The organism is Sphingobium tyrosinilyticum, assembly GCF_042654265.1.
Lineage (GTDB): Bacteria > Pseudomonadota > Alphaproteobacteria > Sphingomonadales > Sphingomonadaceae > Sphingobium > Sphingobium tyrosinilyticum.
Map to the genome: position 1 here is coordinate 124781 of NZ_JBHSFZ010000015.1, position 19268 is coordinate 144048.

General features: G+C 59.5%; 15 protein-coding genes. 12 read left to right on the forward strand and 3 right to left on the reverse strand.

Annotated elements, in window-relative coordinates; translation table 11 throughout:
* The first annotated feature begins 292 nt into the window (after positions 1–292).
* Together ACFO3E_RS09340 and ACFO3E_RS09345 are read left to right on the forward strand one after the other, a co-directional pair.
* Positions 293–2761 (forward strand): TonB-dependent receptor, encoded by a 2469-nt coding sequence (locus ACFO3E_RS09340; protein ID WP_380804084.1) that lies wholly within the window; start codon positions 293–295, stop codon positions 2759–2761.
* Positions 2762–2783: 22 nt separating this feature from the next.
* Complete coding sequence (locus tag ACFO3E_RS09345; protein WP_380804087.1) at positions 2784–3677, forward strand: Coq4 family protein; 894 nt, start codon at positions 2784–2786, stop codon at positions 3675–3677.
* A 137-nt stretch (positions 3678–3814) separates the two neighbouring features.
* On the opposite strand, the gene ACFO3E_RS09350 is transcribed toward ACFO3E_RS09345, so the two are convergent.
* Positions 3815–4681: an OmpA family protein gene (locus tag ACFO3E_RS09350; RefSeq protein ID WP_066530484.1), complete on the reverse strand. Its 867-nt coding sequence runs from the start codon at positions 4679–4681 to the stop codon at positions 3815–3817.
* Positions 4682–5635: 954 nt separating this feature from the next.
* Here ACFO3E_RS09350 and ACFO3E_RS09355 point away from each other — a divergent pair.
* The 7 genes from ACFO3E_RS09355 (at position 5636) to ACFO3E_RS09385 (ending at position 12553) form a co-directional block, all read left to right on the forward strand.
* Entirely contained in the window at positions 5636–6175 is a 540-nt protein-coding gene (locus tag ACFO3E_RS09355; protein ID WP_380804089.1) for a hypothetical protein, read from the forward strand.
* 103 nt (positions 6176–6278) lie between these two features.
* Positions 6279–6782 (forward strand): hypothetical protein, encoded by a 504-nt coding sequence (locus tag ACFO3E_RS09360; RefSeq protein ID WP_380804092.1) that lies wholly within the window; start codon positions 6279–6281, stop codon positions 6780–6782.
* A gap of 169 nt (positions 6783–6951) precedes the next feature.
* Complete coding sequence (locus tag ACFO3E_RS09365) at positions 6952–7374, forward strand: hypothetical protein (RefSeq protein WP_380804095.1); 423 nt, start codon at positions 6952–6954, stop codon at positions 7372–7374.
* Between the two features lie 46 nt (positions 7375–7420).
* Positions 7421–8167, forward strand: coding sequence for a fimbria/pilus periplasmic chaperone (locus tag ACFO3E_RS09370; RefSeq protein ID WP_380804098.1), 747 nt, complete (start codon positions 7421–7423; stop codon positions 8165–8167).
* Positions 8151–10685, forward strand: a complete 2535-nt coding sequence (locus ACFO3E_RS09375; protein ID WP_380804100.1) for a fimbria/pilus outer membrane usher protein — start codon at positions 8151–8153, stop codon at positions 10683–10685. Before ACFO3E_RS09370 ends, ACFO3E_RS09375 begins: the two co-directional genes overlap by 17 nt.
* A complete protein-coding gene (locus ACFO3E_RS09380; RefSeq protein WP_380804103.1) occupies positions 10682–11584 on the forward strand; it encodes a hypothetical protein in 903 nt (300 codons plus the stop codon). Before ACFO3E_RS09375 ends, ACFO3E_RS09380 begins: the two co-directional genes overlap by 4 nt.
* A gap of 81 nt (positions 11585–11665) precedes the next feature.
* On the forward strand, positions 11666–12553 hold the full coding sequence (locus ACFO3E_RS09385) for a mechanosensitive ion channel family protein (protein ID WP_380804105.1): 888 nt from the start codon (positions 11666–11668) through the stop codon (positions 12551–12553).
* A gap of 25 nt (positions 12554–12578) precedes the next feature.
* On the opposite strand, the gene ACFO3E_RS09390 is transcribed toward ACFO3E_RS09385, so the two are convergent.
* Positions 12579–12710 carry a hypothetical protein gene (locus ACFO3E_RS09390; RefSeq protein WP_257784379.1) on the reverse strand — a complete coding sequence of 44 codons (132 nt, stop codon included), beginning with the start codon at positions 12708–12710 and terminating at the stop codon, positions 12579–12581.
* Between the two features lie 96 nt (positions 12711–12806).
* Here ACFO3E_RS09390 and nhaA point away from each other — a divergent pair, with 96 nt between their 5' ends.
* A complete protein-coding gene (gene nhaA, locus ACFO3E_RS09395; protein WP_066530513.1) occupies positions 12807–13994 on the forward strand; it encodes a Na+/H+ antiporter NhaA in 1188 nt (395 codons plus the stop codon).
* A gap of 62 nt (positions 13995–14056) precedes the next feature.
* Here nhaA and ACFO3E_RS09400 read toward each other — a convergent pair whose 3' ends face one another.
* Positions 14057–16501: a hypothetical protein gene (locus ACFO3E_RS09400; RefSeq protein ID WP_380804108.1), complete on the reverse strand. Its 2445-nt coding sequence runs from the start codon at positions 16499–16501 to the stop codon at positions 14057–14059.
* 607 nt (positions 16502–17108) lie between these two features.
* Between ACFO3E_RS09400 and ACFO3E_RS09405 the strand changes: the two genes are divergently transcribed.
* Positions 17109–18305, forward strand: coding sequence for a cytochrome P450 (locus ACFO3E_RS09405; protein WP_380804110.1), 1197 nt, complete (start codon positions 17109–17111; stop codon positions 18303–18305).
* Between the two features lie 635 nt (positions 18306–18940).
* Positions 18941–19258, forward strand: coding sequence for a hypothetical protein (locus ACFO3E_RS09410; RefSeq protein ID WP_380804113.1), 318 nt, complete (start codon positions 18941–18943; stop codon positions 19256–19258).
* Positions 19259–19268: the final 10 nt, after the last annotated feature.

A 19268-nucleotide genomic window follows, 5' to 3' on the forward strand; every position in this document is an offset into this window, starting at 1 on the left:
TGCCGATCGCGCTTGACGAAAGGATCATTTCAAGACACGCTACGTCCAAAGAAGGTAGCCCGGACCGACGCCATGAGCTGTGACCGGAGCTATTAGGAGAGGATGCAGAAAGGGATCGCGGACATGCGCCGCGGGTCAAGCTGCATCATGAAGAAGATAATGGCGGCAAACCGCCGAACGTCCGTAATCGGACGCGTTTGACGCGTGCGAAAACGGGCGGGGACCGAGTTCCTCAAAGAACCCGGCCCGTATCGAGGGATGGCCATCGCCCGACGAAAGGAAGGGGATTGCCATGCGTTCATCTATTGCCGTTGCGTTAGCGGGCATATCATCGTTCGCCACGACAGCGGCTCTGGCTCAGACTGCCGACCCGGCCCCGCAGGCCGCGGTACAGGGGCAGCTGGCCGACATCATCGTGACGGCGCAACGCCGCGAGGAGAGCCTGCAAAAGGTGCCCGTGGCCGTGACCGCCATCGGTGCGGAACAGCTCGACCAGCTTCGCGTCACCAATGTCCGCAACCTGGCGGGCCTCGCGCCCAGCCTTCAGATCAACACGCAGGGCCTGCAATCCAATCCCACGATCATCATTCGCGGCGTGGCGTCGGGCACGTCGAACAATGCAGTCGATCCCAAGGTCGGCATCTACCTTGATGGCGTCTATATTGGCCGGACGGTGGGATCGATATTCGACCTGTCGGACATTCAGCGGGTGGAGGTGCTGCGCGGTCCTCAAGGCACGCTGTTCGGGCGCAATGCGACCAGTGGCGCGATCAGCCTCGTCACCGCAGCGCCATCCGGGGAGTTTGGCGTGCGCGGATCGGTTTCCTACGGCAATTATGATGCGAAACGGGCGAAGGTCTCCGTTGATCTGCCCGCATTCGGACCGCTGTCGCTTAAAGTCTCTTATTTGCATGACGAGATCGAAGGCGATTACCGCAACCTACTGGGCGGCCGCACGATCGACCTGCGTCAGCGTGATCCGGCCTTCGGCGTGCAGCGCATCGCCGACCGGCTGGGTGAGCGCAATGTCGATGGCGTAGGCGTGGCTGCGCGCCTCGACTTGGGCGACCTTACCGCCGACTATCGCTTCGACTATACCGATGCGCGCGCAACTGGCCGTGCTGTGCAGAGCTTCGGCGTTATTCCTGATGCTTCAGGTCAGCTGTTGGGCCCGATCATCGCCTTGCAGCCGCTGTTCGGTGGCGTCACCAATATCTCGACCGATCGGTTGACCACCGTCGCCAACGCCAGCAGTACCGAACATGTGGTGACACAGGGCCATAGCCTGACGCTGACCTATCCCCTTAGCGATGCGATCACGCTCAAGAGCATCAGCGCCTATCGCAAGTTCCGGCAGAACCCGAACATCTATGACCTCGCGGCGTCCGGCGGCCTGCGCTTCACGACCGCGCAGCTCCAGGCACTGCTCGCCGGGAATGTGGCGGGCGTACTTGACCCTGCCAATGCGCCGGGACCGAACGACTCCTTCTTCTCGCTTCTCACCTCGCGATCGACGAGCCAGAAGCAATTCAGTCAGGAGTTTCAGCTGCAGTTGACGTCCGACGCCATCGACCTGACGACCGGGCTTTTCTACTTCCATGAAAATTCACCCGCAACCGACATATTGGGCATTTTCCAGCCGGTGGCAAATGGCGTGGTCGTCGATACTTCCGCGGTCGGCGTCATTCCCGGCCTGCCGGTGGGCCAGCTACCCTTCGACATTAACGGCGACGGCGTTGTCGATGCGGCGGACAGCAATCCCTCGCTCGATAGCATCTTCGGCAGCGGCATCACACGCACGCGGGCGATCAACGACAGCTATGCCGCCTATGGCCAGCTGACCTATCATCTGACGGACACGATCGATCTGACCGGCGGCATTCGCTACACGATCGACAAGCGCGAAAACCGCATCACCGCAATCGCCGGTGGGCAAGGCGGGCAGTTGGGCATTGGCGACTATAAGGTCGATTACAAGAAGGCGACCTGGGCCGCGATCGTCACCTGGCGGCCGAGCGACCGCGTGACCGCCTATGGCAAGGTGTCGACCGGCTATGTCGCGGGCGGCATATTGAGCGGCATTCCCTACAAGCCGGAAACGCTGACCGCATACGAGCTAGGGCTGAAAACGCAAAGCTGGGGCAACCGCCTGCGCGCCAATGTCGCGGTCTATTATAGCGACTATAAGGACCTGCAAACGCAGAACTTCATCAACGGCCGCCAGTTCTTCGACAATGCGGGCAAGGCGAGCATCAAGGGCTTCGAGGCCGAAGTCGATCTCGTGCCGGTGCGTGGGCTGACGCTAAGCGGCAATCTTAGCTACACCGACTTCAACTATAAGAGCTTCATCCTGAACGGCGTCGATGTCGCGGATGTCGCCCGCACCACCTACGCCTCCAAATGGCAGGGACGTGCATCTGCCCAATATGACAGCGAAGACTTGGGCATGGTCGGCCATATCTCCACACGTATGGACGCCCGCTATCGCAGCAAGGCCCCGCTTGTTTCAACGCCTTTCCGGGACTTGTCCGGCAATATAGCGAGCCTGGAAAACTATGCTTTCACCAAAGCCTATTGGCTGGTCGATGGCCGGATCGGTTGGATGGACATGCCGCTTGGCGGCGGGAAGGTCTCACTATCCGTGTTCGGGCAGAACCTTTTCAACGAACATTATAATCCGTTCGGAGCGCCAGTGCTGCAACTGGTGACAAGCTATGAGCGCGGGCGGACGTACGGGGTGGAGCTGGGCTTCAAATTCTAAAAGACGGAAATGAAGGAGAGAGATGATGGAAAACGAGATTTCAGCGCGCGTAAGCAGCGCGGATTTTGCCTATTATAATGGATCAGGACCGCCGATCACGACCGACAGCTCCGTCCTGATCAGTTCTTCGCCCTATCTCAACCATCCGCAACTGCGCGCGCTGATTGCGCAGGAAATGCTGCGCCGGAATGGCGCGGAGCTGCCCAATACCGCCTATATTCCCGACGTGGTGAAGATCCTGATGGAACTGGAGGATTGGCCCCGCATCTTCCAGCTGTTCGAGGAGGAAAAGGCGCGTCTGCCCGAATTCAAGAGCTGGCTCGACGGTAAGAAGGTGTCGCTGTTCAAGAATGAGGAACTGGCTGGCGCGGAACCGGGCACTCTTCGCGCGGTGATCTATGATTTCGTCGTCAACAGCGGCTATAATATGGATCACTTCTTCCAGGGCATGGAGATCAAGACAGACTTCGACTTCTACATGAAGGAACGGACCCATACCCATGACATCGAACATATGATCACGGGCTTTGAGACCAATCACGCCGGCGAAGTCGCGCTGCTCGCCGCGAACATGCGAGCTCTCTATAAATATTTCGTGCCGGAACTCGCGTCCTTCTTCAATCGGGTCAGCTCCTATTTGAAAGCTAAGACCGTCATGAAGAGCGGCCTTTTCTATCCCGAAGCCGTGAAGGTCGAACTGGATGCGGAGGATATCGGCGCTGCGCAGGGCCGGAACTGGAAGCATCCCCTGTTCCTAATCCCCTATCGCGATTATCTCGACTGGCAGGTACAGGATATTCGCGAGGAGTTCGGGATCACCAATCCGCCCAAGGCGGGTGAGTGGGCATGGACCACCGCGGTGAGCGAGGACCCACGGCCGAGTCATCAGGGGATGACGTCTATGGCGGCGGAGTAAAGCTGGCTCTGGGGTGAGAGGAGGTTTACGCCTCCCCTCACCTCAGACCATCGCGGTTTCGCCTCAATGCCCGTTCAAAGAACTGGCCGTCTCACCCAAATTGGCTTGGGCCAGGACCTTGAGGCGCCGCGCGCCTCTTACAAACCGTCAACGGCCTTGCTGACCAGGATATTCACCGCAACGCGACGATTCTGGGCCTTGCCTTCAACGGTGTCATTGCTCGCCACAGGATCGGCTTCCGACATGCCGGTGGGCGTCAACATGCGGTAGGGCTTCCAGCCGCAGGCTTGCTGAAGGTAGTTGACGACACGGCCGGCGCGCTTTTCGCTCAACTCCTGGTTGAATTCATCACCGCCCGTGGAATCCGTGTAGCCCACAACGAGCAGCAGCGCGTTGCTCATCCCCTCGGCAGCGGTCGCCGCGGCGCACAGGTCGTTCTTCGCCTGCTCGGACAGCACTGCCTTGCCCGTGTCGAAATTCACGTTTGTCGTGCTTTTGACATTATATTGATCGATCTCGCCCATGCGTCCGCGGAGCGCCGCAGTGGCAGCGGTCTGCTCCTCAAAGCCCTGCGCGGTGCCGTTATGGATCATCGACGCGGTCCGGAGATCCTTGTTCTGAAGATTGATCCGGCTCGCCACCAGCTCGCCGCCCGACTGCAATGTCTTGACGGTCACGGGCACGCCATTGAGCAGCGAGGTTGCAGGGAGTTTGCTGCGGTTCAGGCCGAAAAAGCCCTTGCTCGCGCTAATACGGGTGGCGTCATTGATCGTGATCACGGATTTACTGCCATCGGCAGCCGTGACCTGCATCTTGTCGCCGCTGCGCGCGGAAATAATGCCCTTGATCTCAGGCCCTTCACTCTTTTCAGGGGCCAAATAGGCGGTCGCCGAAACGTCGGCTGCCGGCTGCTCCTGTGTCTGCGCAGAAAGGCTGCCCGACGATGCCCCGCCAAGCAGGGCAAGCATCAAGAGATATTTTGGGCTTTTGGAAATTGCACTCATCACGCTACTCCTTCGAAATTCGATCAGTCGGGCCTGCATACCGCAGCTTTTCGTCCGACCGCCGCCGGCGTAATGGCGTATTCGGCTGTCAGAACCCCCTCCATTTAAATCCGCAAAAATATGCCCCACGGCGCTGCTGATGAGCGCCATGAATGTCCTGCCTGTTCATGTTAACCTTTCTCCCACATGAACGGGCTGGACCGCCCCTGGATTTGTGCAGACAATTAGAGCGCGTCTTGCGACGAACCGATCCAAATGGGCCGGGCCAAGCAGCTTCATGTGCTGGCGGAGCGCCCCATAGACTTCAACAGAGCCGGAGCGGAGGTCAGATTTGTCCCGAATGGAGCATGCCTATGCTTTGAACAATCGCAGGAGACCATCTTTACTATTCTAAAACAGTCGCTTGCCTCCTCTTTTACATCAGTATTTGACGCTTCTTCGAGTCGAACGGCAGAGATTGGCCCGGAGCCAAAGCGCTGGAAAATCAACTGGAAATCTCTGGCCTGCCGCGCCGCAGCATTCACGCGCAGCTTCCACACACTTGCGATACTTGCCATGCGATTCTTCCCGGCCGCTACACCGCCTGTGGCAAAAAATCGATCGATCTATGCGAGAAAATGCGCCTCGCTGCATTTGAACGGGTTGCGACCCGGCCATGGCCTGGGTCGCATAGGATGGTTCAACCCCTCCAGCGGCCGCGCACCTCCTTGGCGATATGCCCTTGTATCTAAGGGAATATTACCCACGGCCGACGCACGAGTGAAAAAGCAACTCCATTGAATATACCTAACGATATAGTTCATAAGTATCAAGTAAACTAGATCGAGGTTAACCAATAGAGTCTCAAATTGGAACGATGATGATAAGACATTTGTCATAGATTTATTGCCATCTGAAAATCGTAAGTTATATTTTACTTATCAGATTCGCAGAGGCGATTTCGGGGGGAAGCGCGTGGGGGCTCGGTTTCAGGGGGCGATGGTGGCGTGCGCGCTTGCTTTCAGCGCGTCTGCACCGGCGAAGGCGCAAAGCCTGACGATCACCGCGACCGGCACGATCGTGGGCGGTTGCGGGATCACGGTGGGCAGCAATTTTGGACCCGCCAATCTCAGCGCGGGTGGCAATGTCACCGGGACCGCCACCGTCAATTGCAATGCCGGGTTCAAGATCAACGCGACGTCCGCCAATGGCGCGATCAAGACCAACACCGTTGCACCGGCAAACTTCACCAATGCAGTGCCCTATTCACTGGCGATGACCGTTCCGCTGGACGTTGGCGGCAACGTGAGCGCGACCTGCAATTCTTCGGAGTTGGTGGCCGGTCAGTCAGGCTGCGCATTGTCGCCCGGCAACAGCGCTGGTCTTTCCTCAAACGGAAAAACAGCCAACAACAAGACCGCGACGCTCACCGCCAGCTGGTCGCTGCCCGCGCCGCGCCTGATCGCAGGCACCTACAGCGACACCATCACCGTTTCGATCGCTAGCGTGCCATGACGCGCCCGATCCTCACCCACAGCCATGCTCTCCAAACAGGGGGCTGCTGTCCCGGCCTTTCCGGGTCACCAAATGTCAATCAGTCTGTGAGAAGGAAGAGAGCATGAAGAAGATTCTGATGGCGGCGGTGGCCCTCACCGCCCTCGGCGCGACGCCTGCGATGGCTGCTGACTCGGTTGCCGTCTATACCGTGACGGGGAATGTGGGCGCTATTTGTGCGGCTAGTGGGACTGGCACAATCGAGTTCGGCAATCTGGTTGATACAGACGGCACGCTCAATGCCAGCGATAAGACCTCAAGTGACGCCAGCGCTTATTGCAATGGCGCTGGAACTACCGTGAAGATTTCTCATGTGGATCTGACCCACAAGACTTTTTCGGGCACGGTTCCCGCTGGGTTCGTCAAAGTTGTCTCGTTCGTCCCTGAAATCACGGTCGGCAGCGGTGGTACTGCAAAGACGGTGAATGGCGACCAGGCTACCGCGACCGGTCTAGGAGCTTTCTCGGGTTTGACGGTGAAGGCTAAGAGCCCGAGCGTTGCCTCCGGGAAGCCTTTGGCTGGTGATTATGAAGGCTCGATCACCGTAACACTTTCGCCCATCGCGTAAGTAGCGGTCGAACGTGCTGAGGGGCTCATGCATGCGCAATATTGTTGCAATTGTTCTCATGTCAGGATGCGTGGTAGTCGTGCCCGCACATGCCGCCCCTCAGCGCAGCATTTACCTTGTGACCGGGCGAGTCAGTCCAAGCTGCTCGCTCGGTTCCAATAATGCTCCCATGACCATTTCCACCGCAGTGGGCAGCAACGGCAAGCTCGACACCAGCCTCAACAACAAAAGCTGGACCATCTCCAACGTGATGTGCAGCGGTCCGTCGAGCATCAAGGTCTCGGCCAAGGCGCTGCGGCGCAATCCGCCCAATGCCAGCGTGCCCAACGGGCAGAGCCAGACGGCGAACTTCACCGCTACCGCAAGCGGCTGGTCGAACACACCCGCGAGCGTCACGACATCAGAAACGCTGCCGGTGGGAACGGGGGCGACCTTTACCAGCCCCGCGCAGACGCAAAATTCGGCCAAGGCAGGCAACATCAACGTCACGGTGAACAACTTCACGTCCGTCGTCGGGTCGAACGGCAACGGCAGCAAGCTTGTGGATGGCCCCTATTCGGCCACCATCACCGTTTCACTGTCACCGAATTAATCGAGACTTGCGGGGGTTTTCGAACATGCGCCTTTACAGAAATTTCTTGACCCTGGGCGCTGCGGCCGCCGGGCTGGTGGGTGCGCTTGGCGCATCGTCGGCGTTGGCCACCACGGTTTCGCCGGTCATGGTCGATCTGCAGACCGCCGGGCGCGGCGTGGTCGCGAATATTTCGGTCACCAACACCGGCGCAGGCCCGCTTCCGGTCGAGATCACGGTCACCGCGCTCGATCCCACGCCGAGCGGGTTCCAGCCAGGCAATGGCAGCGCGGACGACCTGCTGGTCGCTCCGCCCACGGCGCTGATCCCCGCCGGACAGACGCAGACATTCCGCGTTCAGTGGATCGGCGATCCCGATCTGGCGACGAGCAAACATTATTATGTCAGCGTCAACCAGCTGCCGGTGAAATTGCCCGAAGGCCAGTCGGCGGTCCAGATCGTCTATAATTTCCAGGTGCTAGTCAGCGTATCGTCGCCCAACAAGAAGCCTGAACTGACCATCAAGTCGGTCGATGCGGCCAAGGGCGAAGGCGACAAGCCCGCCATCGCCGTGCAGGTCGCCAATGGCGGCGAAGCGCATGGCTATATCAGCCAGCACCGGCTGAAGATCAGCGAGACGAACGCCGCGGGGGCGGAAATCTTCTCCAAGACGATCAGCGGGGCCGAATTCCAGCAGATGGTCGGCTATGGCCTGGTCGCCACCGGCCAGACCCGCACCGTCACCGTCCCTGTCGAGGGCGCACCGAAGGGCGGCACGTTCAGCGCCGCGCTGCTGGATGAGCGCGCGCAATGAACTCGCCCTTGCTTCCGGGCCGCGCGATCCCGCGCTGCGGACCGGCGCGTCCATATCCCTCCTGATCAGGGGCCGGGGGGTTGCATTGACGTTGGCAACAGACGCAGTGCCTCAAGCGATGGCGGCTGAAGTCGCGCCCGCGCCGGTTCCGGTCAAGATCAACCCGACCAAGCGCATATTGCGCTTCATCGTGCCGGTGACGGACGGCCCGAGCTATTTGGGCGACATCGACCTGGCGGTAGCGCCCGATGACAGCCTGTCCGTCGCGACGCCACGACTGATGCAGATGCTGGAGCCGATCCTGAAGCCCGATGTGCTGGCGCGGCTCAAGGCGGCCATTGGCGCATCGGACAGCGTGACCGCGCAGCAGCTCGCGGCCGAGAAAATCTTGCTCAGCTATGACAGCCAGAAGCTGGCCCTGTCCCTCGCCATTCCCGTCACGGCGCGGCGGACAAGCGCGATGAGCCTGAGGGCGGCGAACGACGCAGGCGGCGAGACGCTGCAGCCCGCGAGCGCGAGCGGCTATATCAATTTGCGGTCGGCCATCGACGTTATTGAACGCGGTCCGCAGCGGGGGCTGACGCCGCCGGTTTCGCTGATCGACGGCGCGGCCAGGCTGTTTGGCGTCGTCGCGGAAGGCGAAGGCTATCTGTCGTTGCGAGAGGGCGAACCGCTGCTGCGCCGCACCGGCACGCGGCTGGTCTATGACGATATCGATAGGACGATGCGCTGGGCGTTGGGCGATGTCCGGCCCTTCGGCACGAGTTTTCAGAGTACGCCGACGGTGGGCGGCCTGTCCGTGTCGCGCATCTACAGCATCCTGCAACCGCAACGAGAGGTCCGGTCGACCGGATCGCAGAGCTTTTCGCTGTTTGCGCCGAGCACCGTCGAAACGATCGTCAACGGCCGCACGGTTGAGCGCAAGCTGCTGCAGCCGGGCAATTACACGCTGCAGGACTTTCCGCTGGCCGAGGGCGCCAACGATGTCCGGCTGCAGATCGAGGATGAGACGGGCAAGCGCCGCCTCGTCGAGTTCAATCTCTATTCGAACCGATCGCTGCTCGATCCGGGGCTGACGGAATTTTCCGCCTTTGCGGGCGTCTATGCGCGGCCCACGCGCGCGGGCATCGCCTATTCCAATGACTGGTCGGCGTCGGGCTTCGTGCGGCGAGGGTTGAGCCAGCGGCTGACCACCGGGCTAAACTTCCAGGCCGATCGCAATGCGCAGCAGGCGGGGCTGGAACTGCTGGGTGGCAGCGGCCTTGGCCTGATCGGCGCGGAAGTCGCGGTCAGCCAGCGGGACGGGCGGACCGGCTATGCGGCGTCGGCCAGTTTCGAAAAGCTGATCCATGAGGGAAGCGGGGAAGGATCGCAGTCGCTGCGGGGGCTGGTCGAATTGCGCAGCGCGGATTTCGCCATCCCCGGCGTCCTGCTGGTCCGCGAGCCCATGGCGATGCGGGTGTCGGCGGGATATTCGATGACCTTCGGGCGAGACGCGTTTCTGACGCTGGACGGCCAATATTCCAAGGACCGGGTGCAGAAGGAACATCGCTACAGCCTGCGGGCGAGCGGCGGGATCGGCATCGCGGAGGGGCTGTCGCTGGTCAGCGACATCCAGTTCGAGCGCGGACAAAGCGGACATAGCGCGCTCATCCGCTTCGGATTGCGCAAGCGGTTTGGCGGGCGTTCCTATGGGCAGGTGGACGCGGACAGCCGGGGCGTCGTCAAGTCCACTTTCCAAAGCTCCGGCGGGCGGGGGATCGGCGCGTGGAGCGGTAGCCTCGATCTCACTCGCGATTCGAGGGGGGCCTCGTTCAATGGCAACGGCACCTACACGGCGAACCGGGCGGAACTGGGCGTCAGCCAGATCGCCACTTATGATACGGGCGGCGGGTCGATCCGGGACATGCGCACATCCTTACGGGTTGGCACCTCCCTCGCCTTCGCGGATGGCGCGCTTGCGCTTGGCCGCCCCATTCAGGACAGTTTCCTGATCGCCAGCACGCACAGCAGCCTTCGCGACAAGCCGGTGCGGCTAGACCCGCAGGACAGGAGCGAAAATGCGCGGTCAGGGCTGCTCGGCGCGGCGTTGGAAGGGGGCTTGAGCGCCCATTCGCCGCGGCTGCTGATCTATGACGTGCCCGAAGCGCCCGCGGGATATGATTTGGGCGCGGGCAATGTCGGCCTGCTGCCGCCCTATCGCGCTGGCTACAAGCTGACGGTGGGGTCGGATTATCATCTGCTGGTCATCGGCCGCCTGCTGGGAAGCGATGGCGATCCGATATCGCTGCTGGCGGGCAAGGCGATTGACCTTGGCGCGCCCAAGCGGCCCGCCACGACCATCTTCACATCGCGCGCGGGCAAGTTCGGCGCACAGGGCCTGCGGCCCGGCCGGTGGCGGATCGAAATGCCGACCGAGCCGCCGACGATTTACGAGATTCAGATTCAGGATGATCCAACCGGAACCGTTCGCGTCGGCGACCTGCATCCGGTGACAGCAAGAAAGGGTGAGCGATGAGCAAGTGGACGAAGCTAGCGGGGGTGGCGCTCGCCTTTGGAATTGCGCAGCCGGCGATGGCGGCGAACTGCGCGACGGTGAGTTTTTCGACGCTCTCCCTCCCAGAATTTGACCCCATCAGCGGCACCTATGTTCAGACAATCACTGCCAACGTCACGAGCGTTGACAATCAAGCAGGTGTTGCCAATTTCATATTGGTCGATAATGAAACGGGTCCTTTGCAGATTGGATTAAGCGGACCCGAGTATAATATTACGAGTTCTGGATCGACGATAATTTTTCCCAATGGCCGCACCATTGCTGACAATCACGAAGGAGCACAGGTAAATCTTTCGAATAATTTCGGTAGTGTGCCACTTACTTTAACCGTAACTAACAACAGTAGAAGCGATTTTGTTGGAGGAATGGGGTTTTCTGAGCCATTCAAATATTCAATTCAGTGCTACAAGAATGCGACAGGATCAGGCAATGGCGTCGTCCTAAAGAAGGACGAAAATCAAACCGGGTTGGCCCTTCCCATCACGATCAAGAAAGTAGCCAGTTTCAGCACGGCGTCGCCACAGACCATTAATTTTGGCAACTTTACGACGCTCTCTCAACAAATACAGATCGGGTTGAAGAGCACCAGTTCCATCAACGTGAATGTGCAAACCGCGAACATCAATCAGATGGTCCTCGCTGGCGCTGTTTCGCCCTATCCGACCAATTCGACAATCCCTTACTCAATGACGCTTAACGGCGCGTCGGTTTCGAACGGCACCAATCTCACCAATCAGACCCGTGCGGGGGTTGCGGGGATGAACTGGCCGCTGGTACTAAGCCTACCAAGCCTGCCCACGGGTAAGATCGCGGGCAGTTATTCGGACACGATCACCCTGACGCTGACAGCAGGAATTTAAGGCTCGGCGCTACAGATCAGTACGCCCCCCTGACCCGCGCCCCTACTGCGAACCAAGCGGTCCGCAGCGCGTTTCTTCCGGATGGACACGGTCAATATATTGCTGCGGCAGCTTGTCCGAATGTGGCAAGGCTTTGTCGCGGCGATACCGAGCATCATCATCGCTTTAGCGATCATCATGCTCACCTGGCTGGCCGCGCGCTATGCCAAGCGGATTGCCGACCGTCTGACCGCTCAGGTCAATTTGCGCCCCAGCCTGAAGGAATTGATCGACACGATCGTTTCCATCGCGATCTGGATCGTGGGGTTGTTGATCGCGGCGACGGTCGTGCTGCCAGGGCTGACCCCCGCCAGCCTTGTCGCAGGCCTTGGCATCGGGACCATTGCAATCGGCTTTGCCTTTCAGGATTTCTTCCAGAATTTTCTGTCCGGGATCATCATCATGGTGCGCAAGAAGATGCGCATCGGCGATGTGATCGAATGCGAAGGGATCATCGGCCGGGTCGAGCATATCTCGCTGCGCGAAACGCATTTGCGCAAGCTGTCCAATGAACTGACCATCGTGCCCAATTCCACCCTGTTCAAAAATCCGGTGGAGATACTGACCGACGGCGCAGAGCGGCGGCATGAGATCGTGGTCGGCATCGCCTATGATGCGGATCTGGACCTGGCCGCCGCTGTCTTGCGAGAGGCGGTCGAGGGGGTCGATCAGGTCAGCAAGGAACGGCCTGTCGACATCTTCGCGCGGGAATTCAGCGCCAGCTCGGTCGATTTCACCGTGCGCTGGTGGGCGGGTTCCAAGCCTTCCGACATGCATGCGAGCCGCGACGCCGTAATCCGGGCCATCAAGCGCGCGCTCGACGACGCGGGCATCGAAATTCCCTATCCCTATGTCACGAACATATTCAAGGAACCCATGCCGATACAGCCTGTGCCCAACGGGCCTAGCAAGGGCGAAGAGAGCGCCTGATCACGCTCGCTTAGCGGGCCGCCCTTCAGTCGGCCGACAGCAGAAAGGCGGCGCACATGGCGCCCAGATCCTGTTTCAGCTCCTCCCAATCGCCTTCCCACGCGGCGCCGGTGGCCGAACCGAAGCCCAGATAGCGCGCGATGGCCGCATAAATCACGCGATAGGCGGGCGGAATTGGCGGAGAGCGCGGCGAGATGATATTTTAGCGCTTCCCTGGGTGGCGGGCAGCTTGTTGGGCGGTTAGGACCGCTGCATGAGCGTTACGCCACTGATCAGCCGCCCATTTTCGATGATGCGCGCCTTTCTTGCGGCCGAAGCTGCGGGCGGCATCATCCTGATGGCGGCGGCGGCGGCGGGAATGCTTGTCGCCAACTCGGCACTGGCGGGCGGTTATTTCCATATGTTGCATGTGGAGGCGGGGGGGCTCAGCATCCTGCACTGGATCAATGATGGTTTGATGGCCCTGTTCTTTCTGATCGTGGGGCTGGAGGTGAAGCGCGAGCTGTTGGACGGGCAACTCTCCCGATGGCCGGACCGCCTGCTGCCGGGCGTAGCGGCCGGTGCGGGCGTGGTGCTGCCCGCGCTCATCTATATTGCGGTCAATCGAGGAGACGCGACCGGGCTGCGCGGCTGGGCGATCCCGGCGGCCACTGACATCGCCTTCGCATTGGGCGTTCTGGCTTTGCTGGGGCGGCGGATACCGGGGTCGCTCAAGATATTGCTGACGGCAGTGGCGATCATTGATGACCTGATCGCGGTGCTCATCATCGCTTTATTTTACAGCGCGCAACTCAACATGCTGCCGCTCGCCCTTGCAGGGGGCGGGCTTGTGGGACTGGCGCTTTGCAACCGTGCGGGCGTTAACAGCCTCTGGCCCTATTTGCTGATTGGCCTTTTCATCTGGTTCTGCGTGTTGCAGTCCGGGATACACGCGACTTTGGCTGGCGTTGCGGTTGCGATGACCGTGCCGCTGAGGAAAACGCCGGGCACGCCGGACGACAGGCATTCCCCGCTATACCGGCTGGAACATGGCCTTCACCCCTGGATTGCTTATGCGATCGTTCCCCTCTTCGGCTTTGCGAATGCAGGCGTGTCGCTGAGCGGATTTGCGTTGCCTGACCTTGCCGCACCCGTGCCGCTGGGGATCGCGCTTGGGCTATTTGCGGGGAAGCAGCTGGGCATATTCAGCACGATCTGGCTGCTGTCCCGCCTGGGATGGGCGGAGCGGCCGAGCCATTCTACCTGGCCGCAGGTCTATGGCGTGGCGCTGCTGTGCGGCATCGGTTTTACGATGAGCCTCTTCATCAGCGGCCTCGCCTTCGCTGGGCATGCCCATGAGAGTGATGCGGCCAAGCTCGGCATATTGCTCGGTTCACTGACATCGGCAATCGCCGGCTACGCCGTGCTGCGAATAGTACCGGGCGTGAAGGCGGCGCATTAAGCGGGCGAGAAACAAGGCGGCGTCCAGCTGAGGGATGAACGCCGCCTAGCTTCCTCATATGTTCAAACAAAAGTCAGCCATGGTGACTGCAGGTTGAATGACTGCACCCCAAGCAGTTCCAAGGGCGCCAGAGCGGCATTGACTGTCGCGTCATAGACGCCGTCATTATTGGCGTCGATATCCACGACGAAGCTCTGCGTCGCCGCGTCACCATCGCCGTCCTTCAATTCGACGGTAAAGCCCAGCTGCACGTCATCAGGGGGCACGATGATGTGAATGTCGCCTACTCCTATCTTTGTGGCGGGTCCGCTTATTTTGGTGATCGTGATCGACTCTATCGTCGCGCCCTCCAGATCGGTGGCGGAAATATCGATCGTTCCGTTCTTCCCAACGACTTCCGCGGTGTGGCCGGGGTCGCTACTGGAAATGGTGCCGCCTCCCGCTATCGTCGCCACCCAGCTATAGGTGCCGCCCTGCGCCGACTTGGTGCCGATCTGTATCCCCTCAAAGGTGATTAGCGTGCCGTCTGCCTCGTGCAGCGTGAAGGTCAAGGACTCTCCGGCATCCAGATTGCCGTTGTCCACGCCGACGAACCCGTGGCTTTCGTTGATATTGCCGTTCGCGCCTGAAACACTACTGTCAGCAGTCATCCGCACGAAATCATCATTCTGTGCGGCTCCGATCTCGAGAATGGGATTGTCCGGCGAACCTGCCTTGATAACTTCGGCCGGGCTGAGATCCAATGTCGAACCCGGCAGTTCATCGATCATGGTGAAAGTATAACCGCCTGTCGAGCTGTTGAGCACCAAAGTATAAAGGTCTGTGCCCAGATAGGTGCCGGTAATCGACATGTGCGATGTGTCGTCATAGCTCCATTGGAAGGCGCCGACATTATCTTCGGGTCCCAGGATCGTATAGCTGGCCAGCCCGTCCGTGCCCGGCAACAGCCCGTAGGAACTCGAGGCGACCGATGGATCGCCACCGCTGAGGTCGTTATCCACCTTCAGATCGTTTGCGCCAATCACTGCTTGCGGCGTCAGCGAAGGGCCGTCGTCATCGACGAAAAGATGAGAACCCAGGCCAAAGCCCGTCAGGCCACCCGAAGTCAGATCGATATGGCCGATATCGAATGACGCGCTGCCCTGCAGGGCCTGGATGTCGATGCGATTGAAGGTGCCATCTACAGCGCTTGCGCCATTGAACGCCGTAAAGGTGATGAGGTCATTGGCCTTCGCACCATCGACGATCACATCGTTGCCGGTGATCGTGACCGTTATCCCACCTTGGGCCGTTCCGTTGCTGGCGTCATTGAAATTCCAGGTGAACCCGCCGATCACGACGCTTGCAATCGCAACGTCGGTATCGTCGGTCAGGTGCGTATCATTGTCCTGATTGCCGATGTAGCTGTAGGATGCGCCCGGAACGTCGGCATAGCCTTCCTCCGGCAACAGGTCGGCCGGAGCCTTATCGACGCCCCCGCCGCCTGCTTCGAAGAAGGAGAAGTGGATCTTGGCCGATGATCCGCCGGTCAGCTGCGATATGAAGACGGACGCGCTGCTGACGTTGATATAATCGTCATAGTCGATTTGCTTGACATTTTGCCCGGTAAAGGTCGGCGTTGCGGCGGAGATGGGCTTATATCCGGTCACGAAAGTGAACACGCCCGTAGCGCCGTCTGCGCTGTTCGTAGGCGCGAAATGCTGGGCATTGATACCGATGGTGGTGTCCGTCGCCTTGCTTGTATTCACCGCATCGCTGGGATCAGTTCCACCCTTTTCGATCGTGCCGATCGCAGAAGGCTTTCCACTGTCCTTCACGTTCAGGTCCTGACCCGTAATCAGCATGGCCGCGCCAGCAGTGCCGACCGCGGCCCACAGGAAATTGCCTGCATCCAACTGATCGAAATCAAACGACACTGCCGTATCGACGCCGACCTGGAGCACATCGCTTAGCGACAATGTTTCATCGGCGCTCGCCGTGTTCATGTGCTTGATGGCCTCAAAGAACAGCATCTGCACCCCGGCGCTCGCGATATGGGTGGTGACGTTGTCAATCGTCTCGCCCGTCAGCGCCAATGCGCCGACGATGCGGCCGCTATTGTCCGAGGTCGTCCACAATGTCGCATAATTTCCAGTGACATCGACATGGACGTAAAGGCTTCCGCCAGCGAGTGTCGTAATCCCGGTAAGAGCGACTGTTGAATCGGCAAGGAATTTGAGGTCGTTCAAAGTCTCGCCAGGATCAGCCGTCACCTGGATGAATGTGGAACTGCTCGACGCCGCATCGGTAAGTACCGCATAATTTTTCTGCGCGGCGGAAAGACCAAGGCCGATCAGGAATGTTTCAAATCCTGAATCAAGACCATCGAGTTCGCCAGCCAACAGGGTGACATCTATCTCATTGCCGGTATCTGCGGTCGCGAGGGTTTGAACGCCACCCGATTGGTCGTAAGCGACGTTCTGAACGCCGGACGTGACCCGGTCGTTGTCGATCGAGAAGGTAGCCATCGCATCTCTCCGTCCCCCCAACCGTTTCAGGAAAAACCCCACCCGCCGTGAGTGCGACCACTATAATTGGAGCGATCGGGATCGCCCATTCATCCCAGGGAATAGGCCAAAGGATTCCCGGCCTGCCTTCTATGCGCGAGATCTCCTCGCACTTGCTCGCTCGGCGTTTTCAGCCGCCTTTGCCAACGCCTTATGCTCTGCCGCCAGACGTCTGTGCTGCTCGGCAGTAATGTCATCGGCATGAAGATCAGCCTCGCTTTCTTCCTCAGCCGCGCGTCTGCGATGATATTGTGAAATGCTTTCGGCCATTGTCGTGGCTCCTAAAGCGAGCGTGACTATTTACCACCTCAATAAGACGAATTACCAGCGATTCGTTTCGGTCCCGCACTAAGTAGCTGCGCTGCCGTGACTTTCATTTTTAGGGATCGGAACAATAGGTGGATGGCTCGAGTCGCGGACGGGAATTTGCCGCCGACCGCGCCAATCTTGCAATCAGACGAACCTGTGCCGCCGGGACTCCGGAGTCGAGCTCGTTGCCAGCGGCTGTTGACGCTCCCCTCCAGGAGCGTAGGTTGCGTGCGACGCATATCCTGTGAGGTTCATGCTCATGGAAGCCGAAGTCCGTTCTGACGCCTGCCCTTTTCACCACGGTGGCGATGACCGCAAATCCGCTTCCGCATCGGAGGCGGGCGGCACCGTCGCTCCGAACATCCGGACGCAAAACTTCGCGCAGGCGCGCACCATATTGCGCAGCGAAAAGGTGCACCAGGCAGGGTTCATGGCCGAGCAGGTGAACAGGATCGGCAGCGCCACCCGCCAGCCGATCCTCTTCCTGGAAGGAGAGGCGCACCGCGTCCAGCGCGGCGCGACCGCCCGTTTCTTCACCCCGCGCGTCGTGACGACCCACTATCGCGAGTTGATGATCCGGCTGAGCGACAATTTGGTGAAGCGCTTTCAGCGGGACAAGCGCGCGCAGCTTGATCAGCTGAGCCTCGAACTGGCGGTAGAGGTCGCAAGCCATATCGTCGGCCTTACCAATAGCGATCCAGCGGGCCTCACGAAACGCCTGGACGTCTTCTTCACCGGCGACTTCGACCGGCCCCGCAACAAGCTGAGCGCGCTCGCCTGGTTTTTGCGGTCGCAATATCGGGTACTGTCCTTTTACTTTCGCGACGTCGCCCCCGCGATCCGCGCCCGCAAGAAGCAGCGGCAGGATGATGTGATCTCCCACCTTATCGACCAGGGTTATAATGGCCGGGAGATTTTGACGGAGTGCCTGGTCTATGGCGCCGCCGGAATGGCAACGACGCGCGAGTTCATCGTGATGGCGGCGTGGCACATGCTAGAGCGCGAGGAATTGCGGGCTTCATTCCTGGCGGCCGATGAAAGCGGCAAGATCGCGCTGCTGGAGGAATTGCTGCGGCTCGAACCGGTCGTGGGCTACATCTACCGGCGGATGCGGAGCAGCCTGCCAGGCGACGCGGGTCTGGAAGGCGCGGAGGCAGGCGCTGCAGTCGCTGTCGATGTGCGCGCGGCGAATTCGGACGCGGACGCCTTTGGGGAACGTCCTTGCGAAGTGGTGCCGGGGCGGCATGTCAGCGCCAAATATGGCAATGCCGGCCTGTCCTTCGGCGATGGCGAGCATCGTTGCCCAGGCGCGCAGGTCGCCCTCCTGGAAACCTGCCTTTTTCTGGAGAGGTTGATGCAGGTTCCGGGGCTGAATCTCGACCGACCACCTTCCCTGGCGTGGAATCGCCTGGTGACCGGTTATGAGCTGCGCAACGCCATGATTAGCTGCGACTGACGGGCACGGGGCCTGTATCCCAGCGCTGACCCACATCTCTCCTTGAACCGAGCATCTGGCGCTGGTTTCCGGCGGCGCTCATACCACCGAGCCGCGCATGGGTGGAATTGCGCGTGGAAGGGGAGGCGGATTACAACGCATCCATGCTGCGCTTAGTATAAACCAGACCTCCTTCGCAAGGAAGACCGACAGAAATTAGCTAAGCCGAGCGTGTGGCGAACGGATCATAGTTCACCGGGCGCAAAATCTCACAGTCCCATTTTGAACCGTCCCGTTCCATAAGTACAAGCTGAACTCCCGGACTCTAGCGACTTGTTATTAACTATGTTTTTTCGTAATTGTGACTGGATCATGCGCTAACGCATGTTTATAATAGTCTGGAATGAGGCAGAATTATAACTTTAGATATATGGTCGAATCATGCCCCTGCCGCTTCTCTGGAGAAGCAGGTTACACCTGTTTGCGACCCAAACTGCCCCGTCCTCGAAAGGATGGGGCATTTTTGTATTAGCCCAAGCCCGCTCGATTGCCTCTTTATGGATTTAGTCAACGATGGGGAGCAATATACCTGCCATGACTTGCCAATTAAAAGGGAGGATTAGTATAGTTTTGATGCCGACAATTTGATTCGCATCTTGGATCATGTCATTGCCTTAGACTATTGCAGTGACGGGGATAAAGTGCACGGCGGAGGAAAGGATGCCGATATGGTCGATATGTCCTCGAACAGGTCCTATGCAACTCCCGAAAAGGCTGCCACCTATCGAGCCTTTGTCAGCTCTTCGACTTGGTATGCGGGCTGTGCGGATGGGCATTTCTTTTGGGCGGGTCCAGATCGACATTCCGTAGCTGAAGCTGAAGCCGATGCAGACCAGCATAATCGGATAAAACATGGTGGTGAGCGCTCGGCGATCGTCTTGTGTAACTTGGATGGTGTTTTGAAGAATACCTAGCTTGTCATTT